At 66.2% G+C, this 24,475-nt stretch carries 25 protein-coding genes; 14 read left to right on the top strand and 11 right to left on the bottom strand.

Translation table 11 applies throughout. The features are described 5' to 3' along the window. Positions 1-130 precede the first annotated feature (130 nt). Positions 131-634 (bottom strand): YqaA family protein, encoded by a 504-nt coding sequence (locus tag HAV22_RS12675; RefSeq protein WP_166859452.1) that lies wholly within the window; start codon positions 632-634, stop codon positions 131-133. A 45-nt stretch (positions 635-679) separates the two neighbouring features. On the opposite strand from HAV22_RS12675, the gene ilvA reads away from it, so the two are divergent. The 5 genes from ilvA (at position 680) to rapZ (ending at position 6,177) form a co-directional block, all read left to right on the top strand. Further along, entirely contained in the window at positions 680-2,344 is a 1,665-nt protein-coding gene (gene ilvA / locus HAV22_RS12670; RefSeq protein WP_166859451.1) for a threonine ammonia-lyase, biosynthetic, read from the top strand. A gap of 294 nt (positions 2,345-2,638) precedes the next feature. After that, on the top strand, positions 2,639-3,469 hold the full coding sequence (queF, locus tag HAV22_RS12665; RefSeq protein ID WP_166859450.1) for an NADPH-dependent 7-cyano-7-deazaguanine reductase QueF: 831 nt from the start codon (positions 2,639-2,641) through the stop codon (positions 3,467-3,469). Between the two features lie 336 nt (positions 3,470-3,805). Next, positions 3,806-4,288 (top strand): PTS sugar transporter subunit IIA, encoded by a 483-nt coding sequence (locus HAV22_RS12660; protein ID WP_166859449.1) that lies wholly within the window; start codon positions 3,806-3,808, stop codon positions 4,286-4,288. A 15-nt stretch (positions 4,289-4,303) separates the two neighbouring features. Continuing rightward, entirely contained in the window at positions 4,304-5,239 is a 936-nt protein-coding gene (hprK, locus tag HAV22_RS12655) for an HPr(Ser) kinase/phosphatase (protein WP_166859448.1), read from the top strand. Between the two features lie 74 nt (positions 5,240-5,313). Then, positions 5,314-6,177: an RNase adapter RapZ gene (rapZ, locus tag HAV22_RS12650; protein ID WP_166859447.1), complete on the top strand. Its 864-nt coding sequence runs from the start codon at positions 5,314-5,316 to the stop codon at positions 6,175-6,177. Positions 6,178-6,272: 95 nt separating this feature from the next. On the opposite strand, the gene HAV22_RS12645 is transcribed toward rapZ, so the two are convergent. The 8 genes from HAV22_RS12645 to HAV22_RS12610 all read right to left on the bottom strand — a co-directional run bounded on the left by HAV22_RS12645 (position 6,273) and on the right by HAV22_RS12610 (position 12,999). Further along, positions 6,273-7,358, bottom strand: coding sequence for an enoyl-CoA hydratase/isomerase family protein (locus tag HAV22_RS12645; RefSeq protein ID WP_166859446.1), 1,086 nt, complete (start codon positions 7,356-7,358; stop codon positions 6,273-6,275). 103 nt (positions 7,359-7,461) lie between these two features. Then, positions 7,462-7,830 carry a ribosome hibernation-promoting factor, HPF/YfiA family gene (gene hpf, locus HAV22_RS12640; protein WP_166859445.1) on the bottom strand — a complete coding sequence of 123 codons (369 nt, stop codon included), beginning with the start codon at positions 7,828-7,830 and terminating at the stop codon, positions 7,462-7,464. A 73-nt stretch (positions 7,831-7,903) separates the two neighbouring features. Further along, positions 7,904-9,409 (bottom strand): RNA polymerase factor sigma-54, encoded by a 1,506-nt coding sequence (locus tag HAV22_RS12635; RefSeq protein ID WP_166859444.1) that lies wholly within the window; start codon positions 9,407-9,409, stop codon positions 7,904-7,906. Between the two features lie 2 nt (positions 9,410-9,411). Continuing rightward, on the bottom strand, positions 9,412-10,188 hold the full coding sequence (lptB, locus tag HAV22_RS12630) for an LPS export ABC transporter ATP-binding protein (protein ID WP_166859443.1): 777 nt from the start codon (positions 10,186-10,188) through the stop codon (positions 9,412-9,414). A 14-nt stretch (positions 10,189-10,202) separates the two neighbouring features. Continuing rightward, positions 10,203-10,805 (bottom strand): lipopolysaccharide transport periplasmic protein LptA, encoded by a 603-nt coding sequence (gene lptA / locus HAV22_RS12625; RefSeq protein WP_166859442.1) that lies wholly within the window; start codon positions 10,803-10,805, stop codon positions 10,203-10,205. 28 nt (positions 10,806-10,833) lie between these two features. Continuing rightward, on the bottom strand, positions 10,834-11,436 hold the full coding sequence (gene lptC / locus HAV22_RS12620) for an LPS export ABC transporter periplasmic protein LptC (RefSeq protein WP_166859441.1): 603 nt from the start codon (positions 11,434-11,436) through the stop codon (positions 10,834-10,836). Positions 11,437-11,443: 7 nt separating this feature from the next. Then, positions 11,444-11,977, bottom strand: a complete 534-nt coding sequence (locus HAV22_RS12615) for a KdsC family phosphatase (RefSeq protein WP_229421210.1) — start codon at positions 11,975-11,977, stop codon at positions 11,444-11,446. Beyond that, a complete protein-coding gene (locus HAV22_RS12610; RefSeq protein WP_166859440.1) occupies positions 11,977-12,999 on the bottom strand; it encodes a KpsF/GutQ family sugar-phosphate isomerase in 1,023 nt (340 codons plus the stop codon). Before HAV22_RS12610 ends, HAV22_RS12615 begins: the two co-directional genes overlap by 1 nt. An 85-nt stretch (positions 13,000-13,084) precedes the next feature. Here HAV22_RS12610 and HAV22_RS12605 point away from each other — a divergent pair, with 85 nt between their 5' ends. Then, positions 13,085-15,067, top strand: coding sequence for a monovalent cation:proton antiporter family protein (locus HAV22_RS12605; RefSeq protein WP_166859439.1), 1,983 nt, complete (start codon positions 13,085-13,087; stop codon positions 15,065-15,067). Between the two features lie 20 nt (positions 15,068-15,087). Here HAV22_RS12605 and HAV22_RS12600 read toward each other — a convergent pair whose 3' ends face one another. Continuing rightward, entirely contained in the window at positions 15,088-16,206 is a 1,119-nt protein-coding gene (locus HAV22_RS12600) for a GGDEF domain-containing protein (protein ID WP_166859438.1), read from the bottom strand. Positions 16,207-16,301: 95 nt separating this feature from the next. Further along, positions 16,302-16,889 carry an alpha/beta hydrolase family protein gene (locus HAV22_RS12595; RefSeq protein WP_166859437.1) on the bottom strand — a complete coding sequence of 196 codons (588 nt, stop codon included), beginning with the start codon at positions 16,887-16,889 and terminating at the stop codon, positions 16,302-16,304. Positions 16,890-17,065: 176 nt separating this feature from the next. Between HAV22_RS12595 and HAV22_RS12590 the strand changes: the two genes are divergently transcribed. From HAV22_RS12590 to HAV22_RS12555, 8 genes are read left to right on the top strand one after another with little or no spacing between them, the layout of a single operon-like run. Continuing rightward, positions 17,066-17,809: a GntR family transcriptional regulator gene (locus HAV22_RS12590; RefSeq protein WP_166859436.1), complete on the top strand. Its 744-nt coding sequence runs from the start codon at positions 17,066-17,068 to the stop codon at positions 17,807-17,809. A 25-nt stretch (positions 17,810-17,834) separates the two neighbouring features. Beyond that, on the top strand, positions 17,835-19,565 hold the full coding sequence (locus HAV22_RS12585) for a fumarate reductase/succinate dehydrogenase flavoprotein subunit (RefSeq protein ID WP_166859435.1): 1,731 nt from the start codon (positions 17,835-17,837) through the stop codon (positions 19,563-19,565). Positions 19,566-19,577: 12 nt separating this feature from the next. After that, positions 19,578-19,811 (top strand): 4Fe-4S dicluster domain-containing protein, encoded by a 234-nt coding sequence (locus tag HAV22_RS12580; protein WP_075794293.1) that lies wholly within the window; start codon positions 19,578-19,580, stop codon positions 19,809-19,811. 18 nt (positions 19,812-19,829) lie between these two features. After that, entirely contained in the window at positions 19,830-21,230 is a 1,401-nt protein-coding gene (locus tag HAV22_RS12575) for an ABC transporter substrate-binding protein (protein WP_166859434.1), read from the top strand. Between the two features lie 2 nt (positions 21,231-21,232). Continuing rightward, positions 21,233-22,054, top strand: a complete 822-nt coding sequence (locus tag HAV22_RS12570; protein ID WP_166859433.1) for an ABC transporter permease — start codon at positions 21,233-21,235, stop codon at positions 22,052-22,054. Beyond that, on the top strand, positions 22,051-22,893 hold the full coding sequence (locus HAV22_RS12565; protein ID WP_166859432.1) for an ABC transporter ATP-binding protein: 843 nt from the start codon (positions 22,051-22,053) through the stop codon (positions 22,891-22,893). The genes HAV22_RS12570 and HAV22_RS12565 overlap by 4 nt, the downstream gene beginning before the upstream one ends. Before the next feature lie 8 nt (positions 22,894-22,901). After that, complete coding sequence (locus HAV22_RS12560; RefSeq protein WP_166859431.1) at positions 22,902-23,882, top strand: HEAT repeat domain-containing protein; 981 nt, start codon at positions 22,902-22,904, stop codon at positions 23,880-23,882. Then, positions 23,879-24,163 (top strand): DUF971 domain-containing protein, encoded by a 285-nt coding sequence (locus HAV22_RS12555; RefSeq protein WP_166859430.1) that lies wholly within the window; start codon positions 23,879-23,881, stop codon positions 24,161-24,163. Before HAV22_RS12560 ends, HAV22_RS12555 begins: the two co-directional genes overlap by 4 nt. The last annotated feature ends 312 nt before the right edge of the window (positions 24,164-24,475 follow it).

Raw genomic sequence — 24,475 nt, 5'->3', positions numbered from 1 at the left:
GTGGGAAAAGCAGAAACCGGTGGAAAATCGCGATTTCATGCAAATATGTTTTGGCGGAATGCAAGATTTTCCGGCAAAAGCTCGGCGTGGCCGGAGAAGGGACATCTTATCCACGCCGCCGGATGCGCCCTCATCCGAACAGTTTGTTGCCCATCTCCCCGAGCCACTTCCACCACCCGTCGGGCACGTACAGCAAGGTCACCGTCATGAAGACGTAGCGCCCGAATTTGCCGATGGCCATATAGATGACGCTGGGCCAGAACGGCAGGTGCAGCCAGCCGGCCAGCGTGCACAGCGGGTCGCCGATGCCGGGCACCCACGACAGCAGCATCGTCTTCGCGCCATAGCGCTTCAGCCAGTGGAACCAGCGCGACGTGCGTTCCTTCGCGAAGGCGACCTTGGCGCGGTAGCCGATCCAGTAGTCGACGACGCCGCCCAGCGTGTTCCCCAGCGTGGCGACGAGGATCACGGGCCAGAACATGGCGGGATTCGCCTTCACGACGGCGAACACGGCCGGCTCCGAGCCGAGCGGCAGCAGCGTGGCGGAGACGAAGGCGATGAGGAATACCGACGTGAGCCCGACGGTGGGCACGGCGAGGAATTTCAGCAGCCACAGGACGGCGGATTCGATCATCGGCAAAAAGGATGGACGGCGGAACGATAAGTTGAGTACATTATAATGAGGAGAAACATCTCGCAACGACACGGTACGCCAGGCTCTACCAAGCCAAGCTGCCGCACTGCTCGCCTCGGTTACCCACCAAGCAGGACAGTCAGCGTCGCCCCGGAACCCGAACAGCCCGCATCGATCATGACTACCGACTACCTCAAGAAAATCCTCACCGCGCGCGTCTACGACGTGGCCGTCGAAACCCCGCTGGAATACGCTCCCAGCCTGTCGAAGCGCACCGACAACAAGATTTACCTGAAGCGCGAGGACATGCAGAGCGTGTTCAGCTTCAAGCTGCGCGGCGCCTACAACAAGATGGCGAACCTGTCGGAGTCGCAACTGAACCGCGGCGTCATTTGCGCCTCGGCGGGCAACCACGCGCAAGGCGTCGCCATGTCGGCGGCACGCCTGAAGTGCCGCGCCGTGATCGTCATGCCGACCACGACGCCCAGCGTGAAGGTCGACGCGGTGCGCGCGTTCGGCGGCAGCAACGTGGAAGTCGTGCTGCACGGCGAGTCGTACACGGACGCGTTCAACCATGCGCAGATGCTGGAGAAGGAACAGAAGCTCGCGTTCGTGCACCCGTTCGACGATCCGGACGTCATCGCCGGCCAGGGCACGATCGGCGTCGAGATCCTGCGCCAGCATTCGGCGCCGATCCACGCGATCTTCCTCGCGATCGGCGGCGGTGGCCTGATCAGCGGCGTGGCCGCGTACGTGAAGCAGATCCGTCCCGACATCAAGATCATCGGCGTGCAGACGAACGATTCGGACGCGATGGCGCGCAGCCTGAAGGCCGGTGAGCGCGTGACCCTCTCCGACGTCGGCCTGTTCGCGGACGGCACCGCCGTGCGCCTCGTCGGCGCCGAGACGTTCCGCCTGTGCCAGCAACTGGTCGACGAGATCATCATCGTCGACAACGATGCGCTGTGCGCCGCCATCAAGGACGTGTTCACGGACACGCGCAGCATCGTCGAGCCGTCGGGCGCGCTGGCCATCGCGGGCGCGAAGGCGTACGTGGAGCGTTCGCAAATGACGAAGAATCCGGTGCGCGGCGAGACGCTCGTCGCTGTCGCGTGCGGCGCCAACATGAACTTCGACCGCCTGCGCTTCGTCGCCGAACGCGCCGAACTGGGCGAGGCGCGCGAAGCCGTGTTCGCCGTGACGATCCCCGAGCAGCGCGGCAGCTTCAAGCGTTTCTGTTCGCTGATCGGCCCGCGCAACGTCACCGAGTTCAACTACCGCATCAGCGACGAGGCCGAAGCCCACGTCTTCGTCGGCGTGCAGATCGGCAGCCGCAGCGAGTCGGGCACCGTCGCGCGCACGTTCGAGGAGCACGGCTTCAAGACGCTCGACCTCACGCACGACGAACTGGCGAAGCAGCACGTGCGCCACCTCGTCGGCGGCAAGAGCGGGCTCGCGCACGACGAACTCCTGTACCGCTTCGAATTCCCGGAACGCCCGGGCGCGCTGATGCGCTTCCTGGACAGCATGGCGCCGAACTGGAACATCTCGCTGTTCCACTACCGGAACCAGGGCGGCGACGTGGGCCGCATCCTCGTCGGGCTCCAGGTGCCGTCCGGCGAGATGGACGAATTCCGCCAGTTCCTCGCGACGCTCGGTTATCGCTATTGGGACGAGAGCGCGAATCCCGTCTACAAGCTGTTCCTCTGACCCGTCCGCTGCGGATCATAAGCGCGCAGGGTGGGGTGATTGATACCGGGGGCATGAATCACGTGCCCACGCGTGACGCCAACATAGCGTTGGCTTCCGCGTGGGCTCGGGGAGCCCACCCTACGAATCATTCGTTGGCCGCCATGACCCGCAACGCATCCATTAACGGTGCGCGCAACGATCGCGGGAAAGGTGTACGATACGCCGCCTTGCCGCCGCCGGACCGGCATCGACTTACCCTCACGGGATGCGCGCGGCCACCCCGCGTCGCATGGCCGGCATCGAGAAAACACCATGACCAATACCCCTGAACAATCGCCTCTCGGCAAAAACTCGGCCTACCAGACCGAGTACGCACCGGAGCTGCTGTTTCCCATCCCGCGCGTGCAAAAGCGCGACGAACTCGGCCTGACGGGCACCCTGCCCTTCTTCGGGGTCGATATCTGGAACGCCTACGAACTGTCGTGGCTGAACCTGCGCGGCAAGCCGCAAGTCGCCATCGCCACGTTCACCGTGCCCGCCGATTCGCCCAACATCGTCGAATCGAAGTCCTTCAAGCTGTACCTGAACTCGTTCAACCAGACGCGCCTCGCCAACACCGATGCCCTGCTCGCGCTGCTGCGTGAGGACTTGTCGACCGCGTTCGGCGCGCCCGTGCATGCGACGCTCACCTTGCCCGAGGACTTCGGCACGCTGAAGATGGGCGAGCTGGACGGCCTGCTGATCGACCGCCTCGACGTCGACATCGACAACTACAGTCCTTCGCCGGAACTGCTCAAGGCCAACCACGACGAAGCGGCGGTCGAGGAAACCCTCGTGTCGCACCTGCTCAAGTCGAACTGCCTCGTCACCGGCCAGCCGGACTGGGGCAGCGTGCAGATCCGCTACGCCGGTCCGCAGATCGACCAGGAAAGCCTGCTGCGCTACCTGATCGGGTTCCGCGAGCACAACGAATTCCACGAGCAATGCGTCGAGCGCATCTTCACGGACATCTTGCGGCAGTGCAAGCCTCACAAGCTCGCCGTTTACGCCCGCTACACCCGTCGCGGCGGCCTGGACATCAACCCATGGCGCGCCAATTTCAGCACGGGCAAACCACCGAATTTGCGTGCTGCACGTCAATGAATGGTGCGGATGGGTGATTTTTTGCCGTTTGTCCCCATCTACACTGTACGTTTCCGGCGACATCCGCGGCAGCGCCGCTGGATATGCGAAGCGATAACTTAGCGCTAGAAAAATCGGCAAAAGAGGCCCCGGGGGGATGTTTCATGCGTGAAACTCGGGATTTCATAGCGGAAATTGCGCATGCCTGGTAGCCGGCTGCACGGCCCGATCGCACCGCATTGGCGGGCGAAATCTGACGAGCGCCACCGACATGCGAAATCGAATTACACGGCCATAAAACCGGCCTATAATTCCCGCTCGCAAGCACCTGAGGGTGCCCCGCAATAGAAGCGTGTTATGACTAATCTAAGCAAAATCCTCTCGCTCGAGAACGTGCAGCTCGACCTCGAAGTGTCGAGCAAGAAGCGCGCCTTCGAGCAGGCCGGCCTGATCTTCGAGAACAACTGCGGCATCGCCCGCTCCACCGTGTCGGACAACCTGTTCGCGCGCGAGCGCCTCGGGTCCACCGGGCTCGGCCACGGCGTCGCCGTGCCGCACGGCCGCATCAAGGGCAGCAAGAGCCTGAAGGCACCGCTGGCCGCGTTCGTGCGCCTGGCCGAGCCGATTCCGTTCGAATCGCCGGACGGGCAGCCGGTCAAGCTGCTGTTCTTCCTCCTGATCCCGGACCACGTCACGCAACAGCACCTCGAGATCCTGTCGGAGATCGCGGAACTGTTCTCGGACGAAGCGATCCGCACGGCGCTGGCGACGGACACCGATCCGAAGTCGGTCTACGAACGCATCATCAACTGGCAGCCCAGCCTGCAAGCCCTCGGCTGACCTGCGAAAGCGACCATGCTGCAAACCCCGCTGACCATCCAACGGCTGTACGACGACAACCGCGACAGCCTGCAACTGGGCTGGTTTGCCGGATTCCCGGGCGGCGAACGCCAGATCTCGGGTGATGCCGTCTCCGCCGCGGACCAGGTCGGCCACCTGAACCTGATCCACCCGGGCCGCATGCAGGTGTTCGGCCACCAGGAACTGAATTATTACCAACGCCTGAAATCGGGCTCGCGCAGCCATGTGATTTCCGAACTGATCGCCGGCGGCCCGCCGGCGCTGTTCATCGCGCAAGGCCTCGACACGCCGCCCGACATCCTCGCCATCTGCGACGAGCAGAACATCCCGCTGTTCTCGACGCCGCTGCCGGCCGCGCAGGTGATCGACTACCTGCGCGTGTACCTGTCGAAGAAGCTGGCGCAGCGCGTCATCATGCACGGCGTGTTCATGGACGTGCTGGGCGTGGGCGTGCTGATCACGGGCGATTCCGGCCTCGGCAAGAGCGAGCTGGGCCTGGAACTGATTTCGCGCTCGCACGGCCTCGTCGCCGACGACGCCGTGGAGTTTTCGCGCATCGCCCCGAACATGATCGAGGGCCGCTGCCCGCCGCTGCTGCAGAACCTGCTGGAAGTGCGCGGCCTGGGCCTCCTCGACATCAAGGCGATCTTCGGCGAGACGGCGGTGCGCCGCAAGATGCGTCTGAAACTGATCGTCCACCTCGTCAAGCGCGGCGCGCTGGACGAAGAAGTGGAACGCCTGCCGTTCCACTTCCCCACCGAGGACGTGCTGGGCCTGCCGATCCGCAAGGTCGTCATTCCCGTCGCGGCCGGCCGCAATATCGCCGTGCTGCTGGAAGCTGCAGTGCGCAATACGATCCTGCAGCTGCGCGGGATCGATACGCTGCAGGAGTTCATGGAACGGCAGCGTCAAGCCATGAGCAGCGACTGACGCGGCTGTTGCAAATACCTCAACCGTAAGGCTTGTGCGATGCGGCAAATACGTGCCGATGCTATCATCGGCGCATGCGCATCCTACTCATCACCGGTATCTCGGGCTCCGGTAAATCCGTCGCCCTGAACGTCCTCGAAGACGCAGGCTACTACTGCGTCGACAACCTGCCGCCCCCGCTGCTGCCGGCCCTCGTCGGCACCATGGACGGCGGCGAGACCAAGCGCATCGCCGTCGCCGTCGACGCGCGCAGTGCCGAATCGCTGGCCGAACTGCCGACGACGGTGGCCACGCTGCGCGAGGAAGGCCACCAGGTCAAGGTGATCTTCCTGACCGCGAGCACGCACTCGCTCGTCGCGCGCTTTTCCGAGACGCGCCGCAGCCATCCGCTGTCGCACGAGCTGCGGCCCGGCGAGAATCCGGCGTCGCGCCGCACCCTGATCGAATGCATTTCGGAAGAACGCGACCGCCTCGGCCCGATCGAGAAGATGGGCCACGTGATCGACACGTCCGAACTGTCGGCCAACAAGCTGCGCGCGTGGGTCAAGGAACTGGCCGAAGTCACGTACGCGCCGCTGACGCTGTATTTCGAATCGTTCGCGTTCAAGCGCGGCGTGCCGCTCGACGCCGACTTCGTGTTCGACGTACGCGCCTTGCCGAACCCCTATTACGACCAGACGCTGCGCCCGCTGAACGGCAAGGACGCCCCCGTGATCGCCTTCCTCGACGCGCAACCGCAGGCGGCCGAGCTGCTGTCCGACATCCGCGCGTTCATCGCCAAGTGGCTGCCGTCGTTCAAGAAGGACAACCGCAGCTATCTGACGGTGGCCGTCGGCTGCACGGGCGGGCAGCACCGGTCCGTCTACATGGCGGAGCGTCTCGGCGCGTATTTCGGCGACACGGAACGGGTCGTCGTCAGGCACCGCGAACAGCCCTGATGGTCAACACAATGCAGGCATCGGTGGGCACGGGGTGCCCACCCTACGTTTGACATCGCGGAGGGTGGATTCCCCAAGCCCGCCATTAGCCCCGATCACGCGTCGCGCAAGTCGCGCAGCGGATGCGCGTGCGCCGGCCACACGGGCGCGAAGAACGACGCGACCATCTCCGGCGTGACGTCGGCGAGCTGCGGCGGATCCCAGCGCGGCGCATTGTCCTTGTCGATGACGAGCGCGCGCACACCCTCCAGCACTTCGCCATGCTCGAACGTGCGGCGCACGAGCGAGCGCTCCATGCGCAGGCAGTCCGCCACGCCGAGGTTCTCGCCGCGCACCAGCATCTCGCGCGTCACTGACATCATCAGCGGCGAGCGCTGGCGCAGCGTGGCCAGCGTCTTCTGCGCGAACGGGCTCGGATCCGCTTCCAGCGACGCCATCACGGCCGCGACGGAATCCGCGCCGAAGTGGCGGTCGATCGTCTCGCGCTGCGCCGCGAGTTCGCCGGCTTCGGGCGCAAACGATGCGGCGAACGCGCGGATCGCGGCAGGCAGCCCGGCACCCGGCGTCGCATCGATCAGGGTGCGCAGCGCGTCCAGCTGCGCGGCCGGGACGAATACGTCGGCGAGGCCCACGTAGATCGCATCCGCGGCGCCGATGGTCACGCCGGTCACACCGAGATAGTGGCCGAGACGGCCCGGCGCATGCGACAGGAAGTGGCTACCGCCCACGTCCGGGAACAGGCCGATGTTCACCTCGGGCATGGCGATCTTCGAGCGTTCCGTCACGATGCGCAGGCCGCAGCCGGGCCCACCCTGCGCGATGCCCATGCCGCCACCCATCACGACGCCGTCCATCAGCGCGATGTACGGCTTCGGATAAAAATGAATCAAATGATTGAGCGCGTATTCCTCGGTGAAGAAATCTTCCAGCAGCGGGCTGCCCGTCTGCGGCGTGGCGCGGCCGGCCTCGTGGAAGAAGCGGATGTCGCCGCCGGCGCACAGCGCCTTCTCGCTCGTGCTCGTGATGACGACGGCATCGATGCCCGCGTCGTCGCGCCAATCGAGCAGCGTGCCCGTCAGCGCGCGGACCATGTCCAGCGACAGCGAGTTCAGGGCCTTCGGGCGGTCCAGGGTGATGATGCCGGTGCGGTTGGCAACCCGCGTGCGTACGTAGTCGGTCATGTCTCTTGTTGTTTGAATAATGAGAACCGCATTGTATAACGCCCAGAAAAACGAAAAGGGCGCCAATGCGCCCTTCACTCCTTGGTGCTGCGGCACGCGTGGCTTACGCCGCGACGGCAGCTTCCTCTCCTCCTTCGGACCCTTCGGACATGCGCTTGATACACGCGTTGTCATGATCCTTGAGCATTTGCTTGTACTTGACGACCTGGCGATCGAGGCGATCCATCAGCATGTCGATCGCGGCGTACAGATCGTGCGCGGCACTGGCGACATGGACGATCTTGCCTGCGACGCGCAGGTTGATCTCCGCTTTCTGGCGTTTTTCTTTCTCGGTGAGATTGTCGATGCAGAGGATGACATGGGAATCGATCACTTGATCGAAATGGCGGGTGATGCGTTCAAGCTTGTTCTGTACGTACTCTCGAATTGCTGGGGTTACATCGAGATGATGTCCGCTGATTGTGAGATTCATACACACTCCTTTGAAGATGCATGCCACCGTGCGCGCATCCAGCGCACTGGGGCAGTGTTGTTGCAAGAGCTTGCTACAGTGATTTGCGGAGACTGACGGGAGGAATCTTCAGCGCCTCACGGTACTTGGCGACCGTGCGCCGCGCGATAACCATTCCCTGTTCCCCTAGCATCTCCGCGATCTTGCTGTCGGATAAAGGGTTCTTGGGGTCTTCTGCTCCTGTGAGTTGTACGATGAGAGCCCGTATTGCCGTCGACGATGCTTCGCCTCCCGCTTCGGTGGCAACGTGACTCCCGAAGAAATACTTCAACTCGAACATGCCGTGCGGGGTCAGCATGTATTTCTGAGTTGTGACCCGAGAAATAGTGCTCTCGTGTAGACCTAGTGTATCAGCTATCTCACGTAAAACAAGGGGCCGCATCGCCACTGCGCCATGGGAAAAAAAGTTGCGCTGGCGATCGACAATTGCCTGGGCCACGCGCAGGATCGTGTCGAAGCGCTGGCGCATGTTCTTGATGAGCCACTTGGCTTCCTGCAACTGCGCCCCCAGCTGGCTTTCCGATTTCCCCTGCTTCATCAGCGACGCGTACAGGCTGTTCACGCGCAGGCGCGGCATCACTTCCGGATTCAGCTGCACACTCCAGCCGTCCTTGGCGCGCCGCACGATCACGTCGGGCACGACGAAATCGGACACGTCCGACGCGAACTCCGCGCCCGGATGCGGGTTGCACTGGCGGATCACGGCCTGGGCTTCGCGCAAGTCTTCGTCGTCGCAGTCGAGCGCCTTTTTGAGCTTGTTGAACTCGCGCTGCGCGAACCACGTCAGGTATTTTTCGACGATCGTCAGCGCCATGCGTCGCGTGACGAGCGGCACGCCGGGCATGCGGCGGATCTGCAAGGCGAGGCATTCGGCCGCGCTGCGCGCGCCCACGCCGGGCGGGTCCATGCTTTGCACGAGGGCCAGCGCCGTGCGCAATTCCTCGAACTCGATCTCGAGTTCTTCCGGCATGCGCGCGTGGATGTCTTCCAGCGGCTCTTCCAGGTAGCCGTTGTCGTCCAGCGCGTCGACGACCAGCTCCACGAGCGCGCAGTCGCGCGCGGCGCAGCACGTCATGCGCACCTGCTCCATCAGGTGCTCGCGCAAGGTGACGGGGCTCGCTTCCAACTGCGGACGGCCATCCTCGTCGTCGCCGCCGCTGCTGCCGCTACGGCTGCCTTCGCCCCAGTCGCCGGCCTCGCCGTCGCCGCCGCCCTCGGCGCCGCTGTCGCCACCGGCATCGCTGGCCGCGTCGCCATTGCCGTTCTCGGCGGGCGCACCGCCCTCCTCGCCCGAGCCCTGCGCCGCGGGCGCCTCGCCCGCCTGCGAAGACGGCGCGCTGTTGATGGCGCCGTCGGCCAGCAGGCGCACCGAGCGGTCGAGCGGATCGTCGAGCCGTTCGAGCAGCGGGTTCTCGCTCAGCACCTGCTCGATTTCCTGGTGGAGCTCGAGCGTGGACAGCTGCAGCAGACGGATCGACTGCTGCAGCTGTGGCGTCAGTGCGAGGTGCTGTGAAGTCTTGAGTTGCAGCGTCTGTTTCATGACTACATTCGGAAGTGTTCGCCCAGGTAGACGCGGCGGACCGATTCATTGGCGATGATGTCGTCGGGCCGGCCCGACGCGAGCACCGCGCCCTGGTTGATGATGTAGGCGCGGTCGCAGATGCCCAGCGTCTCGCGCACGTTATGGTCCGTGATCAGCACGCCGATGCCGCGCTCCTTCAGGAAGCGCACGATGCGCTGGATCTCGATCACGGCGATCGGGTCGACGCCGGCGAACGGCTCGTCCAGCAGCACGAAGCGCGGGTTCGTCGCGAGCGCGCGAGCGATCTCCACGCGACGGCGCTCGCCGCCCGACAGCGACAGCGCGGGGTTCTCGCGCAGCTTCTCGATCTGCAGCTCGGCCAGCAGCTCATCGAGGCGCTCGGCGATGCGCGCCTTCGTCAGCGGCTTGCCGTTCTCGCGCTGCAGCTCCAGCACGGCGCGGATGTTCTCTTCCACCGTCAGCTTGCGGAACACGGACGCTTCCTGCGGCAGGTACGACAGTCCGAGCAGCGCGCGCCGGTGGATCGGCAGGCTCGTGACGTCGTTGCCGTTGATGTCGATGTTGCCCGCGTCCGACGGCACGAGGCCGACGATCATGTAGAACGACGTCGTCTTGCCGGCGCCGTTCGGGCCCAGCAGGCCGACGACTTCGCCGCAGGCGACCTGCAGCGAGACGTCGCGCACCACGAGGCGCTTGCCGTAGCTCTTCTGCAGTCCCTTGACGACCAGCGTGCTGCCGCCGCATTCGGCGGGGGCGGCTTGGGTGCTTGCGTCCATCGTGCCGGCCTCCCTCATTGCTTGCCCGCCGGTGCGGCGGCGGCTGGAGCGGCAGGTGCTGCCGGTGCGGCACCGCCCGCAGGCGCCGTCGTGCGGCGCGGCGCGATGATCAGGGTGTTGCGGCCCTGGCCCGGCTTGGTCTGGCCGCTCGCGTCGTTGCGCACGTTCGCGACCTCGGTGCGGTTGTCGTAGGAGATGAAGGCGCCATCGACTTCGCTCGACAGGCGGCCGTTCTCGAGCTGCCTGACGATGGCGTTCGAGAACAGCTTCACGATTTCCGTGCGCTCGTCGTATTCGATGCGTTCGGCCTGGCCTTCGACCCACAGGTCCGGGCCGCCGTCGCGCTTCTGGCGGAAGCTCGCGGTCTTGCCCGCGTTCGCCGTCAGCACGACGCTCATATAGCCTTCCGGCGATTCCTTCAGCACGGCCTTGTCCGACTTCAGCGTCAGGGTGCCGCGCGTGAGCACGACGTTGCCGGTCAGGATGCGCGTCTGGTTGACCTCGTCCACGTCCAGCGTGTCGAACTTGATGATGGCCTGCTTCAGCGAATCCGCGCGCTCGGCCCACGCGGACAGCGAGGCGAGCGACAGGATGGCGACGGCAAGGTATTTTTTCATGGATCTCGTCCTTGTTATTGAGGGCGCATCAGCGCGAGGCGCGCGGCGGATAGATGATCTGGCCGCGTCCGCCCAGGTGCACTTGCTGCGTGGCGTTATTGGCGAGCATGCCGACACCGTTGACGGACGACGCACCCAGCTTCATGTCGATGGGCTTGTCCGTCTTGACGATGTCCTCGTCCGGCAGCACGGTCAGCGCCTCCGTGCGGATACGCAGCGGCTGCGAATCCTTGCCGGCGGGGCGCTGGATGTCGACGTTGCCCGTCAGGTCGATCTGGTTCCGGTTCTGGCTGACGAGCGCGTGCTCCGCCGTCATCGTCATCGGCGGATGGTCGGTGGTGAGGTTCTGCACGACCGGCTTCTCGACGAGGGCCGTGTTGTCGGCCGGGCGGTGCGTCAGGCGGTCGCCCGAAATGACGTAGCGCGGCTTGCCCCCTTCCGACATGCGCACCCAGCTGAAGTTGTCGATGATGTAGTCCGGCTCGTTGCCCGCACCGGCGCCCGGCGTGCTGTCCTCGCCCTGCATCACCTGCACGAGCCAGAAGCTGCCGAACGCGCAGAACACGGCGAACAGCATCAGGAGCAGCAGGCGCCAGCGGTGCGCGGTACGCTTGTAGCTTGCGGGAGCCATATCTCTGTTATCCGAAGTAAGGCGCGAGCGCCTGTTCGTAGGTGCCGCGGGCGCGCATCACCATGTCGCAGACTTCGCGCACGGCGCCACGGCCGCCCGGGTTCTTCGTCACGTAATGGGCGCGGTACTGCACTTCCGGATGGCCGCTCGGCACCGTCACGGCAAAGCCCACGCGGGTGAACAGCGGCAGGTCGATGACGTCGTCGCCGATGTAGCCGCATTCTTCCGCCGTCACGCCCGTCTTCGCCAGCAGGTCGGCGAACGCGAGGCGCTTGTCGTGCTGGCCCTGGAACACGTGCGTGATCCCGAGGTCGGCGGCGCGCTTGATGACGATGGGCGACGTGCGCGCGCTGATGATCGCGGTCTGCACGCCCGTCTTGTTCAGCAACTGGATGCCGAGGCCGTCCAGCACGTAGAACGTCTTCGTGACTTCGCCGTCCGGGCCGTAGGTCAGGCTGCCGTCCGTAAGCACGCCGTCGACGTCGAAGATCATGACCTTCACGCGCGCGGCGCGCTCCATGTGTGCGAGCGGAGTCACCATCAGATCACCTTGGCGCGCGTGAGGTCGTGGATGTGCAGCGCGCCCACCAGCACGTCGTTGGCGTCCACGACGAGCATCTGGTTGATGCGGAATTCTTCCATCACGGCGACGGCATCCACCGCCAGTTGTTCCGGATGGACGCGGCGCGGGTTCGCGTGCATCACGTCGCGGATCGCGAGCTTGCTGAAATCCTGGACTTTCTCGATCAGGCGGCGCAGGTCGCCGTCTGTGAACACGCCGACGGGACGGCCGGCATCGTCGACGATGGCCGTCATGCCCATGCCCTTGTGCGAGATTTCCAGCAGCGCGTCGGTGAGGAGCGCGTCCGGTTTCACTTGCGGCACGGCATCGCCGCTGCGCATCACGTCGCGCACGTGCGTGAGCAGGCGCCGACCGAGCGCGCCGCCCGGGTGCGAGCGCGCGAAATCGTCCGACTTGAAGCCGCGCAGCTCGAGCAGCGCGACGGCCAGCGCATCGCCCAGTGCGAGGGTCGCGGTGGTGCTGGCGGTCGGCGCCAGGTTCAGCGGGCAGGCTTCCTTCTCGACGGAGACGTCCAGGTGCACGTCGGCCGCGAGGGCGAGGCTCGATTCCGGCTTGCCCGTCATGGCGATCACGGGCACGCCCATGCGCTTGACGGCCGGGATCACGATGGCCAGTTCGCTGCTTTCGCCGGAATACGAGATGGCGATCAACACGTCCTGCGCGGTCACCATGCCGAGGTCGCCGTGCGCCGCTTCGCCCGGGTGCAGGAACAGCGCGGGGGTGCCGGTCGAGGCCAGGGTCGCCGCGATCTTGCGGCCGATGTGGCCCGACTTGCCCATGCCCGACACGACGACGCGGCCCTTGCACGCCATCATCAGCGCGACGGCGCGCGGCACGCTGTCGTCGCGGCCGAGGCGCGCGGACAGCTTGCGGATCGCCTCGCCTTCCACGTCCAGCGCCTCGCGGGCCAGATCCAGCGCCCGGCGCGCCTGGGCGTCGTTAAAACTTGTCAGCATTATTTTTTCATCGGTTACACTCATAGGCAAAGTATATCCGAATTGAGAAAGCAAAAAACTTGCCAGACGTAACAAACAACATATTTCCGGGACCTCGCCGTCGCTCCGCATGACCTCAGGCCTCGAACTCACCCTCCTCCTGCTGGGCAGCGCCGTCCTCGGCGTCGTCGCGTTCCGCATGCTGCACTTGCCGCCCATGCTGGGCTACCTGGCGGTGGGTGTGCTGATCGGTCCGAACGCGCTGAACCTCGCAGACAACGGTACCACGACGCAGGGCCTGGCCGAATTCGGCGTCGTCTTCCTCATGTTCTCGATCGGGCTGGAATTCTCGCTGGCCCAGCTGCGCGCCATGCGCCGCATCGTGTTCGGCCTCGGGCTCGCGCAGGTCGTGCTCACGATCGCCATCACCGTGCTGGCGTCGCTGCTGACGCGCTACCTGCCGCCGCCCCTGCACATCGGCTGGCAGGCGGCGCTGGGCCTGGGCGGGGCGCTCGCGATGTCGTCGACGGCCATCGTCTCGAAGCTGCTGACGGAGCGGCTGGAACTGGAAAGCGAGCATGGCCGCCGCATCATCGGCATCCTGCTGTTCCAGGACCTCGCCGTCGTCCCGTTGCTGATCCTGATCCCGTCGCTGGCCAAGCCCGCCGAGGAACTCGCGATGACGCTCGCGTGGGCCGGCGTGAAGGCGGCGGCCGTGCTGGCGCTGCTGCTGTTCTTCGGCCAGAAGGTGATGCGCAAGTGGTTCAACGTCGTCGTCAAGCGCCGCTCGCAGGAACTCTTCATGCTGAACCTGCTGCTCGTGACCCTGGGCGCCGCGTGGATCACGGAACACGCGGGCCTGTCGATGGCGCTGGGCGCGTTCGTGGCCGGCATGCTGATCTCCGAGACGCCCTATAAGCACCAGGTGGAAGAGGACATCAAGCCGTTCCGCGACGTGCTGCTGGGCCTCTTCTTCATCACGATCGGCATGCTCCTGAACGTGAAGCTCGTGTTCGCGAACTGGGCGCTCGTGCTGATGCTGCTTCTTCTACCCGTGCTGTTGAAATTCGTGCTGATCGCCCTGCTGGCGAAAGCGTTCGGATCGTCCGACGGCGTCGCCATGCGCACGGGCCTCTCGCTCGCGCAGGCGGGCGAATTCGGCTTCGTGCTGCTGAACCTCGCGTCGGGCTCGAAGCTGATCGATCCGTTCCTGATCCAGCTGGTGCTCGCGTCGATGGTGCTGTCGATGCTGGCCGCACCGTTCGTCATCGCCAACATGGACAAGTTCGTGATGAAGATCGCGGCGAACGAATGGATGCTGCAGTCGCTGCAGCTGACGCAGATCGCGAGCCGCACGATGACCACGCAGAAGCACGTGATCATCGCCGGCTTCGGCCGCAGCGGCCAGTCGCTCGCCACCCTGCTGTCGGAAGAAAAGCTGCCGTGGTACGCGCTCGACCTCGACCCCGAGCGCGTGCAGGAAGCGCGCACCGCGGGCATCAACGTGTCGTATGGCGACTGCACGCGGCGCGAAGCGCTGATCGCGGCCGGTATCAACCGCGCCAGCGCGCTCGTGATCACGTTCGCCGATACACGCCTGGCCGTCAAGGTGCTGCACCTCGTGCACGAGCTGGCGCCGAAGCTGCCCGTGATCGTGCGCGCGCATGATGACCGCGAGCTCGACGTGCTGAAGAAGGCCGGCGCCACCGAGGTCGTGCCGGAGGCGCTGGAATCGAGCCTGATGCTCGCGTCGCACGCGCTCGTCGTGATGGGCGTGCCGCTGCGCCGCGTCGTGCACCGCGTGCAGGCCGCGCGCGACGAGCGCTACGCGTCGCTGCGCGGTTTCTTCCACGGCGCCAGCGACGTTGCCGACGGCACGGAACACAGCTACGTGCGGCTGCACTCGGTGTCGCTGCGCGACGACGCGGGCGCCGTGGGGCGCAGCATCGCGGATCTGGAACTGGACGAGGTGGGGGCCGAAGTCACGGCCGTGCGGCGCGGGACCGATCGGATCGAGCCGACGGCGGAGACGGTCCTGCGGGCGGGGGATGTGGTCGTTTTGCGCGGGACCGGAAACGCGGTGACCCGCGCCGAAGGCCGGTTATTGCGGTAGGGTGGGCACGGGTGCCCACCCTACGTCATCGCAACCACTCTGTTACGTCCGCCCTCTTTCGCTTGGTATAACGCCTGGTCGGCCTGCGCGACGAGCTGCTGCGCCACGCCCTCGATCGCATGGTCGCGCTCGAAATCGTCGAGGGTCGCCACGCCGATCGACACCGATACGGCCAGGGTCTGCCCCTCCTGCAGCAGGAACGGCCGCTCGGCCACGCTGGCGCGGATGCGCTGCGCGACCATGCTGGCGCTCTCCAGGTCGGCGTCGATCAGCAGCACGACAAATTCCTCGCCGCCGAAACGGCCCAGCGCATCCGTCATGCGCAGCTCCGTCTTGATGCGCGCCGCGACCTCGCGCAGCACGTCGTCGCCGGCCAGGTGGCCATACGTGTCGTTCACCTGCTTGAACCAGTCGATGTCGATGTACATGCACGACAGCCGGTACGACTGGCGCCGCGCCCGCGAGATTTCCTCGACGAGGCGGCGGTCCATGTAGCGGCGGTTGTAGACGCCCGTAAGCGCATCGGTGAGGCCGATGTACTTCAGCATCTCGTTGCTGATCACGTTTTCCAGGCAGATCGCGATGATCGACGCCATGTGCTCGACGAAGTCCGTGCCGAGCAGCGGCGTGAAGCGGCCCGGATCGCGGCTGCCCAGGTTCAGGCTCCCGATCAGCCGCTTATTCCGCAGCAGCGGCACCATCGCCACGCTGGCGAGGCCCGCGGGCGGATGGGGAAACGCATGGCGCTGCGTGGCCGCGTCGAACGGCACGAGGCGCGGCTTCGGCGCCCGGGTGCCGGACACGTCGAACCCGAGCACTTCAAAGCTCTCGTGGAACAGCAGGTTCGGGAACGCCTCGAAATCCACGCCCAGCTTGTGCATGACGGTGTAGATGTCGGCGCCCGTGTCGACGAGCGACAGGGTGACGGCGTCCAGGTCGGACACCACCGGCAGCAGCCGGAAGATCGTGCCGATCAGTTCCTGGAATGTGCTCGCGCCGACGATTTCCAGGTCGAACGCCTGGTGCCGCATCATGATGGCGTGGTTACCCTCGGCCTGGTCCATCAGGCTGGCTAACTGGCGGCGCAAGGCCTCGTTCTCGGCGATGAGTTCGCGCACACTGGCGCCGCGCTCGTGCATGTGTGGTTCCCCTTCAGCAAGAACCCTAATTTACGCGAACTTGAGCGGCTTGGAAACGAAAATGATGAGTACAAGTCATTAACATTGCCATAATGTCATGGTAGCGGTACGCACACGGCGTCGCATGCGCGTTCCAGCAACGGCGATGCCAGCAGGTGGACGGCGCGCGGCACGACGTCCAGACGCACGTCGGCCCCCAGCGCGGCGAGGCGCTCGAACGCCCGTTCGCTGTGCTGCACGCGCACGGTCCAGTCCATGCGGCCGTGGACGAACGTGACGGCCGTGGGGTGCGCCCACGCACGAGGCGGCGCGCAGCGGCCGGCGATGGCGACGACGTGGCGCGCGAGGAAGGTCTCCTCGCACGCGGCCAGCGCCATCGCGGCGCCCTGAGAAAAACCGGCCAGCACCGTCGTCTCGGGCGCCGCGCCGTGCGCGCGCTGCAGTGCCTCGATCGCCGAGACGAACGCGGGCAGCGCCGCGCGCAGCCGGTCCGCCCGGTTGTCGTCCGTGATGCCGTCCACGGAAAACCACTGGAAACCCGCGCCGCCGCGGTCGCAGGCGTCGGTCGCGGCCGGCACCGCCACGCGCGCACGCGGGGCGCGCGCGGCGACCCTATCTGCCAGCGGCGCCATGTCGGCCGGCACCTGGCCCAGGCCGTGCAGCAGAACGATGAGCGGATCCATCGTGTGTAGGAGTCCCTGAAAACCGCACAGTCTAGCGCATCCCGCGCATATCGATATGCAGCCGCCGACTCAGGCGTTTTCCGCATGTCCAAGCACGAAACCATTCGTTCCAGGTGCTCCGGCGCGTCGATACCATCGTCGCAATCATGACTTGTCATGACGGGAGAAACCACACCATGACCCTGTTGCGCGCCATCGAACCAACCGCCGTCCCGCTGTATTCGCAAGTGCGCGAGCGCCTGCGCGAACGCATCGCCGACGGCACCTACGCCCCGCAGGCGCGCCTGCCGTCCGAGCACGAGATCGGCGCGCTGCTGAAAGTCAGCCGCATCACCGTGCGCCAGGCGCTGGGCGACCTGCAGAAGGAAGGCGTGATCGTCAAGGTGCCCGGCAAGGGCACGTTCGTCGCGGCGCAGCGTCCCAGCCAGGAACTGGCGCGGCTGGAGGGCTTCGGCGAAGCGATGGCACGCAAGGGCCACCGGATCGTCAACCGCGTCGTGAAGCACGCACAAGTGGACGCGCCGCCTGACGTGGCCGCGCGCCTGCACCTGGCGCCGCGTGCGTCCGTGACGGAAATCCACCGGGTGCGCCGGCTCGACCACGCACCCGTGTCGTTCGAGATCACGTACGTGCCGACGACGATCGGCGAGCGCCTGCGCGGCGAGAACCTGGCCGAACGCGACATCTTCCTGATCCTGGAAGCCGACTACGGCATCGCGCTGGGCCACGCCGACATCCGGATCGATGCGGTCAACGCCGATGCCGCACTGGCCGACGCGCTGCGCGTCGAACGGGGCGCCGCGCTGCTGCGCATCGAGCGCCTGACGTGGACGGCGGACGGCGTGCCCCTCGACTTCGAATACCTGTACGTCCGCGGCGAAGCGTTTCAATACGCGCTGCGCCTGCCGCGCCATCCCTGAACTTTCATCGAACCAGGAACCCGATATGGAAACGCATATTCAAACCGTCGACGTGCTCGTGATCGGCGGCGGCACGGCCGGCCCGATGGCGGCCGTCAAAGCCAAGGAAGCGAATCCGCAGCTGCGCGTGCTGCTGCTGGAGAAGGCCAACGTGAAGCGCAGCGGCGCCATCTCGATGGGCATGGATGGCCTCAACAACGCCGTCGTGCCGGGCTTCGCGACGCCCGAGCAGTACGTCAAGGAGATCACCATCGCCAACGACGGCATCGTCAACCAGGCCACCGTGATGGCGTATGCGCAAAACAGCTACGCGATGATCGAGGAGCTGGACAGCTGGGGCGTCAAGTTCGAGAAGGACGAGACGGGCGACTACGCGATGCGCAAGGTCCACCACATGGGCACGTACGTGCTGCCGATGCCCGAGGGCCACGACATCAAGAAGGTGCTGTACCGCCGGCTGAAGCGCACCCGCGTCGAGATCACGAACCGCCTCGTCGCCACGCGTCTGCTCACGGCGGAAGACGGCGCCATTGCGGGCGCGCTGGCCTTCGACTGCCGCACGGGCGACTTCCACGTGATCCGCGCGAAGGCCGTCGTGCTGGCGACGGGTGCGGCGGGCCGCCTCGGCCTGCCGGCCTCCGGTTACCTGTTCGGCACGTACGAGAACCCGACCAATGCGGGCGATGGCTACAGCATGGCCTATCACGCGGGCGCCGAGCTGTCCGGCATCGAGTGCTTCCAGATCAACCCGTTGATCAAGGATTACAACGGCCCTGCATGCGCCTACGTCACGGGCCCGTTCGGCGGCCACACGACGAATGCGAAGGGCGAGCGCTTCATCGAATGCGATTACTGGAGCGGCCAGATGATGCAGGAGTTCCATGACGAACTCCAGGGCGGCAACGGCCCCGTGTTCCTCAAGATGAACCACCTGGCCGAGGAAACGATCCAGACCATCGAGACGATCCTGCACACGAACGAGCGCCCGAGCCGCGGCCGCTTCCACGAGGGCCGCGGCACGGATTACCGCGCGCAGATGGTCGAGATGCACATCTCGGAGATCGGCCTGTGCAGCGGCCACTCGGCGTCCGGCGTGTGGGTCGACGAGCATGCGCGCACGACGGTGGCCGGCCTGCACGCGGCCGGCGACCTCGCCTGCGTCCCGCACAACTACATGCTGGGCGCTTTCGTCTACGGCCGCCTGGCCGGAGAGAGCGCGGCCGCGTATTGCGCGGCGCGCGCGCTGCCCGCTGTCGACGAGGCCCAGGTCGCCCTCGAGCGCGAGCGCGTGTGGGCGCCGCTGGCGCGCAAGGACGGCCTGCCGCCGAACCAGGTCGAGTACAAGCTGCGCCGCATGGTCAACGATTACCTGCAGCCGCCGAAGGTCACGAAGAAGATGGAGATCGGGCTGCAGCGCTTCGAGACGATCCGCGCCGACCTCGATCGCCTGCAGGCACGCAACCCGCACGAGTTGATGCGCGCAATGGAGATCCACGCGATCCGCGACTGCGCCGAGATGGCCGCGCGCGCCTCGCTCTACCGCACGGAGAGCCGCTGGGGCCTGTACCACAACCGCGTCGATTACCCACTGCGCAACGATGCGGACTGGTTCGTGCACGTGCAGCTGCAAAAGCAGGATGGGCAGATGACCTGCTTCAAACGCCCGATCGCCCCGTACATCGTCCCGCTCGACGACAGCGAGAAGGACGCCTACCGCCGCCTGCGCGTGCACAAGACCGAGGCCCTCGCGGCCTGACCAGGAGAACCCATGCCGACCACCATCAACATCACCAGCGTCCCCGTCACCGTCGACGACGACAAATGCATCGCACACAAGGGCTGCACCGTGTGCGTGGACGTCTGCCCGCTGGACGTACTGGCCATCGACATGGTCAAGGGCAAGGCCTACATGAAATTCGACGAATGCTGGTACTGCATGCCGTGCGAAAAGGACTGCCCGACCGGTGCCGTCCATGTCGACATCCCGTATTTGCTGCGCTAACTCTGGAGAAAAAGAAGAATGAAACACACACTGCTTGGCCTTTCCCTGCTGCTCGCGGTAGGCGGCACCCACGCCGCCGAAACGATCCGCGTCGCCATCGGCACCCAGGACACGACCATCAACTGCGCCACCGGCGGTCTCTTGATCCGCGAATTGCACCTGCTCGAAAAATACCTGCCGCACGACGGCAAGTACAAGGACGTCAAGTACGACATCGAGTGGAAGAATTTCACCTCGGGCGCGCCGCTGACGAACGAGATGGTGGCCGGCAAGCTGGACCTCGGCGCGATGGCCGACTTCCCCGGTTCCTTCAACGGCGCCGCGCACGCCAAGGCGGGCAGGAAGAGCCTCTTCATCAACGTCCTGTCGGGCAGCGTGCTCGGTTCCGGCAACGGCATCGTCGTGCCGAAGAACTCGCCCGTGCAATCGCTGGCGGAATTGAAGGGCAAGACGATCTCCGTGCCGTTCGCCTCCACCGCCCACGGCATGCTGCTGCGCGCGGTGAAAGCGCAGGGCTGGGATCCCGAGAAGGACGTGACCATCACGACGCAAGCGCCGGAAGTGGCCGGCTCCGCCCTGCAGGGCAGCAAGGTCGATGCGCACGCCGACTTCGTCCCGTTCGCGGAACTGTTCCCGCACCGCGGCTTCGCCCGCAAGATCTACGACGGTTCGCAAGCCCAGGCGCCCACGCTGCACGGCAGCCTCGTCGAAGCGGACTATGCGAAGAAGTACCCGGAGATCGTCGTCGCCTACCTGCGCGCGGCCATCGAGGCGGACCGCCTGATCGCGGCCGAGCCGGAAAAATACAGTGAGCTGATCGCGAAGGTCACCGGCATCGAGGCGGAAGTGAACTACCTGTTCCACGGCCCGCTCGGCCTGCAGACGCGCGACTTCACGTGGAAGCCGGAATACCGCCAGGCCGTGAAAACGTCGATCGAGACCCTGCGCCTGCTGAAGCGGACGGAATCCGACATCGACGTCGACAGCTTCATCGACGATACCTACATCCGCATCGCGTTCAAGCAGGCGGGCCTGGACTACGACCGGCAGTTGAAGAACTACGACAAGCTGCCCTTGAAAGCGAAGGATGCGGTCACCGGCAAACCGATCGCCGACTTCCGCCACCTCACGCAGATCTGGGTGCAGGGCGAACCGCTCGTGCGCCACTATGCGACGGCGGCGACGGCCATCGCCGAACTGCGCAAGCTGGAACAAGCGGGCAAGAAGGTACGTACGGTGTATGCCCACGACCAGGGCTCGGGCCTGAAGCTGCTGGCCGGCGACGCGTGGTTCGTCGTCGCGAGCAACGGCAAGGACGTCAGCGCCTATTTGCTGAAGGCGGATGCGCAGACGCAGGCGGCCAAGGTCAACGGTAAGGTGGTCGATTTCGACACGCTCAAAGCGGGCAAGCCGATCTGACCATGGACGCCACCGCCACCCGCCCCCTTGACCCGGCCCTGCTGCGCCGCGCGGGCCGCCTGCTGCTGCGCGCGCTGTCGCTCGTCGCCTGCGTGGCGTCGTGGCAGTGGGCCGCTTCGCACCACCTCGACCTGGGCCTCGTCACGTTCCAGAACGTGCCGTCGCCGCAGGACGTCCTCGACGCGGCCGCCACGCTGCTGGAGTCTCCGAAGCTGGCGCTGCACCTGAAGGCCAGCGTGGGGCGCGTGTTCGCCGGCTTCGTGGCCGCGGGCATCGTCGGCATCGGCCTCGGCCTCGTCATCGGCCGCTCGCGCCGGCTCGAAGACATGCTGCTGCCGCCGCTGGAAATGCTGCGCCCGATCCCGGCCGTCGCGTGGATCCCGCTGGCGATACTGATGTTCCCCTCGTCCGAGCTGTCGATGGTGTTCATCACGTTCATCGGCGCGCTGTTCCCCATCCTGCTGAACACGATCCACGGCGTGGAAGGCGCCGACCCGCGCCTCGTCGCGTCGTCGCGCAGCCTCGGCGCAGGCCGCTGGACCATCTTTTCGGAAGTGATCCTGCCGGCCGCCGCGCCCAGCATCGTCACTGGCCTGTCGATCGGCATGGGCACCGCGTGGTTCTGCCTCGTGACGGCGGAAATGATCTCGGGCCAGTTCGGCATCGGCTACTACACGTGGGCCGCGTACACGATCCAGAACTATCCGGACATCGTCGTCGGCATGCTGTTCATCGGCGTCATCGGCATGGGCAGCAGCGCGCTCGTGAAAAAGATCGGCGACCTCGCCATGCCCTGGTACCACATGCAAAGGAACAAGCGATGAACCAGACCACCTCGTTCGAGCACGCGCGCCTCACGCAGGGCGGCGCCATCGACATCGACAACCTGCGCATCCGCCTCGGCGAAGGCGCCCAGGCGTTCGACGCCGTGCAGGACGTCTCGCTGTCCATCGCGCCCGGCGAATTCGTCTGCGTGCTGGGGCCATCGGGCTGCGGCAAGTCCACGCTGCTGGGCGCCCTCGCCGGCCACTGGACGCCGAGCCGCGGCAGCATCCACGTCGACGGCGTCCCCGTCGCCGGCCCCCATCCGGACCGCGGCCTCGTCTTCCAGCAGCACACGCTGTTCCCGTGGAAGAAAGTGCTGGACAACGTCGCGTTCGGCCTCAAGATGCAGGGCGTCCCCCGGCGCGAACGGCGCGAGCGGGCGCGCGCGCTGCTGGGCCTCGTGGGCCTCGCCGGCTTCGAGGACCGCTACCCGGTCCAGCTGTCCGGCGGGATGCAGCAGCGCGTGGAGATCGCGCGCGTCCTCATCAACCATCCGCGCGTGATGCTGATGGACGAACCGTTCGGCGCCCTCGACGCGCAGACGCGCCTGAAAATGCAGGAACTCCTGCTGGACGTGTGGACGCGCGTGAACACGACGATCGTCTTCATCACGCACGACATCGACGAGGCGCTGTTCCTCGCCGACCGCATCCTCGTGATGAGCCCCCGCCCGGGCCGCGTCATCGACGAGATCCGCCTCGACTTCGCGCGTCCACGCCATCCGGACCTCATGACCTCGAGCCACTTCACGCGCCTGAAGCGGCACTGCCTGGACCTGCTGCACCCGCAGGCCAGCATCACGCCGCTGGCGCGCCTGAGTCCACTGGGCCCTCCCTGAAACCTGCCATGCAAGGACACACCGTGACGACCGATCTTTACGACGACCCCGACCTCGCCGAGCTGGCCGAGCGTCTCCACGACGATGACGCGACCGTGCGCCGCATCGCCGTGCTCGCCCTGGCCGACCTGGACGGCGATGACCACGTGCCGCTGCTGTTGGCCGCGCTGGACGACGATGCCGCGACCGTACGCGCGGCAGTCGCCCAGGCGCTGGAAGCGTTCGAATCGCCGGACATCGTGCGCGGCCTCGCGCGCCTGCTGGCGGACGACGACGCCGGCGTGCGCGCCGCCGCCGCGCGCAGCCTCTCCGAACTCAAGCTGCCCGAATCGGCGCAGGAACTGCTGCCATTCGTCGCGTCCGGCGACTCCTTCGCGCGCGCGGCCGCGCTGCGCGGCGTGCGCGAGCTGCGCGTGCCGGGCAGCTTTGCGCCCGCGCTGGCCGCGCTCGGCGATGCCGAGCCGCTGGTGCGGCGCGAAGCCGTCGCCGTGCTGGGCTACCTGAAACGCCTCGATGCCGTCGACGCGCTGAAGCGGCTGGCCGTCCACGACCCCGAGCCCGAGGTAAGGCGTGCCGCGGCCGGCGCGTTGGGTTTCGCGGACGGGGTGCCGGCCGTTCTGGCCGCGCTGCTGGCCGCGTTGTCCGACACGGCCTGGCAGGTGCGCGAAGAAGCCGCGACCACGCTCGGCAAGCTGCGCCTCGCCGACGCGGCACCCGCGTTGATCGCTGCGCTGGACGACGCCTACTGGCAGGTGCGCCTGCGCGCCGCGCGCAGCCTGGGCCGCCTGCGCAGCCGGGATGCGCTGCCCGGCCTGACGGCGGCGCTCACGCACGCGATCAGCAACCTCAGAAAGGAAGCGGCGCTGGCGCTGGGCGAGATCGGATCTGCCGCCGCCCTGCCCGCGCTGCGTGCGGCGGAAAGCGATGCCGACCCCGAGGTGCGCAAGTCCGTGCGCCTCGCCATCCAGCAGATCGGGACGGCAGCATGACGGCGCTCCCGGAAGCCATCGAGAACCACGCGGCGCAGGGCGTGCTGGCGCTGCGCTGGCCGGACGGGCGCGAGGCGCGCGTTACGCATGCGCGGCTGCGCGCGGTGTGTCCGTGCTCGGCATGTCGCGCGTTGCGCCGGAACGTGGGCGAAGTCGCCGTCGACGCGACGATGCGCCTGGCGGACATCGAGCCGGTCGGTGCGTATGGGCTGAACCTCACGTTCAGCGATGGGCATCGGCGAGGGATCTATCCGTTCGCGATGCTGGCGGCGCTGGACTGACCTGGCGCCAACGAATGGCGAACGTCGCGCGTGGGCTCGGGGAGCCCACCCTACGACCGGCGCGAAGTGCGTAGGGTGGGCACCCCGTGCCCACGCGGAATTCGGAAGGCGATTTTAGTTTCCAGTACGTAGGGTGGGCACCCCGTGCCCACGCGGAAGTCCGAACGCGATTTCAGTTTCCAGTACGTAACGTGAAAGAACGTATCCAAAAGACGTGCGGATGCCTGGCCGGGGTAGGCCATCAAAAATTGTGCAGCTCGCGACTCAGGCAGGTTGGTCGATCAGACCGAATTTCTTGAGAGCCTTGATCCA

The organism is Telluria antibiotica, from assembly GCF_011682055.1.
Lineage (GTDB): Bacteria > Pseudomonadota > Gammaproteobacteria > Burkholderiales > Burkholderiaceae_D > Telluria > Telluria antibiotica.
This window is presented reverse-complemented; position numbering and strand designations above follow the sequence as displayed.

What these genes read in the sequence shown, in the direction of transcription:
- HAV22_RS12675 (WP_166859452.1), bottom strand. Translation starts at nt 634, where the DNA reads ATGATCGAATCCGCCGTCCTGTGGCTGCTGAAATTCCTCGCCGTGCCC.
- ilvA (WP_166859451.1), top strand. Translation starts at nt 680, where the DNA reads ATGAGGAGAAACATCTCGCAACGACACGGTACGCCAGGCTCTACCAAG.
- queF (WP_166859450.1), top strand. Translation starts at nt 2,639, where the DNA reads ATGACCAATACCCCTGAACAATCGCCTCTCGGCAAAAACTCGGCCTAC.
- HAV22_RS12660 (WP_166859449.1), top strand. Translation starts at nt 3,806, where the DNA reads ATGACTAATCTAAGCAAAATCCTCTCGCTCGAGAACGTGCAGCTCGAC.
- hprK (WP_166859448.1), top strand. Translation starts at nt 4,304, where the DNA reads ATGCTGCAAACCCCGCTGACCATCCAACGGCTGTACGACGACAACCGC.
- rapZ (WP_166859447.1), top strand. Translation starts at nt 5,314, where the DNA reads ATGCGCATCCTACTCATCACCGGTATCTCGGGCTCCGGTAAATCCGTC.
- HAV22_RS12645 (WP_166859446.1), bottom strand. Translation starts at nt 7,358, where the DNA reads ATGACCGACTACGTACGCACGCGGGTTGCCAACCGCACCGGCATCATC.
- hpf (WP_166859445.1), bottom strand. Translation starts at nt 7,830, where the DNA reads ATGAATCTCACAATCAGCGGACATCATCTCGATGTAACCCCAGCAATT.
- HAV22_RS12635 (WP_166859444.1), bottom strand. Translation starts at nt 9,409, where the DNA reads ATGAAACAGACGCTGCAACTCAAGACTTCACAGCACCTCGCACTGACG.
- lptB (WP_166859443.1), bottom strand. Translation starts at nt 10,188, where the DNA reads ATGGACGCAAGCACCCAAGCCGCCCCCGCCGAATGCGGCGGCAGCACG.
- lptA (WP_166859442.1), bottom strand. Translation starts at nt 10,805, where the DNA reads ATGAAAAAATACCTTGCCGTCGCCATCCTGTCGCTCGCCTCGCTGTCC.
- lptC (WP_166859441.1), bottom strand. Translation starts at nt 11,436, where the DNA reads ATGGCTCCCGCAAGCTACAAGCGTACCGCGCACCGCTGGCGCCTGCTG.
- HAV22_RS12615 (WP_229421210.1), bottom strand. Translation starts at nt 11,977, where the DNA reads ATGGTGACTCCGCTCGCACACATGGAGCGCGCCGCGCGCGTGAAGGTC.
- HAV22_RS12610 (WP_166859440.1), bottom strand. Translation starts at nt 12,999, where the DNA reads ATGAGTGTAACCGATGAAAAAATAATGCTGACAAGTTTTAACGACGCC.
- HAV22_RS12605 (WP_166859439.1), top strand. Translation starts at nt 13,085, where the DNA reads ATGACCTCAGGCCTCGAACTCACCCTCCTCCTGCTGGGCAGCGCCGTC.
- HAV22_RS12600 (WP_166859438.1), bottom strand. Translation starts at nt 16,206, where the DNA reads ATGCACGAGCGCGGCGCCAGTGTGCGCGAACTCATCGCCGAGAACGAG.
- HAV22_RS12595 (WP_166859437.1), bottom strand. Translation starts at nt 16,889, where the DNA reads ATGGATCCGCTCATCGTTCTGCTGCACGGCCTGGGCCAGGTGCCGGCC.
- HAV22_RS12590 (WP_166859436.1), top strand. Translation starts at nt 17,066, where the DNA reads ATGACCCTGTTGCGCGCCATCGAACCAACCGCCGTCCCGCTGTATTCG.
- HAV22_RS12585 (WP_166859435.1), top strand. Translation starts at nt 17,835, where the DNA reads ATGGAAACGCATATTCAAACCGTCGACGTGCTCGTGATCGGCGGCGGC.
- HAV22_RS12580 (WP_075794293.1), top strand. Translation starts at nt 19,578, where the DNA reads ATGCCGACCACCATCAACATCACCAGCGTCCCCGTCACCGTCGACGAC.
- HAV22_RS12575 (WP_166859434.1), top strand. Translation starts at nt 19,830, where the DNA reads ATGAAACACACACTGCTTGGCCTTTCCCTGCTGCTCGCGGTAGGCGGC.
- HAV22_RS12570 (WP_166859433.1), top strand. Translation starts at nt 21,233, where the DNA reads ATGGACGCCACCGCCACCCGCCCCCTTGACCCGGCCCTGCTGCGCCGC.
- HAV22_RS12565 (WP_166859432.1), top strand. Translation starts at nt 22,051, where the DNA reads ATGAACCAGACCACCTCGTTCGAGCACGCGCGCCTCACGCAGGGCGGC.
- HAV22_RS12560 (WP_166859431.1), top strand. Translation starts at nt 22,902, where the DNA reads ATGCAAGGACACACCGTGACGACCGATCTTTACGACGACCCCGACCTC.
- HAV22_RS12555 (WP_166859430.1), top strand. Translation starts at nt 23,879, where the DNA reads ATGACGGCGCTCCCGGAAGCCATCGAGAACCACGCGGCGCAGGGCGTG.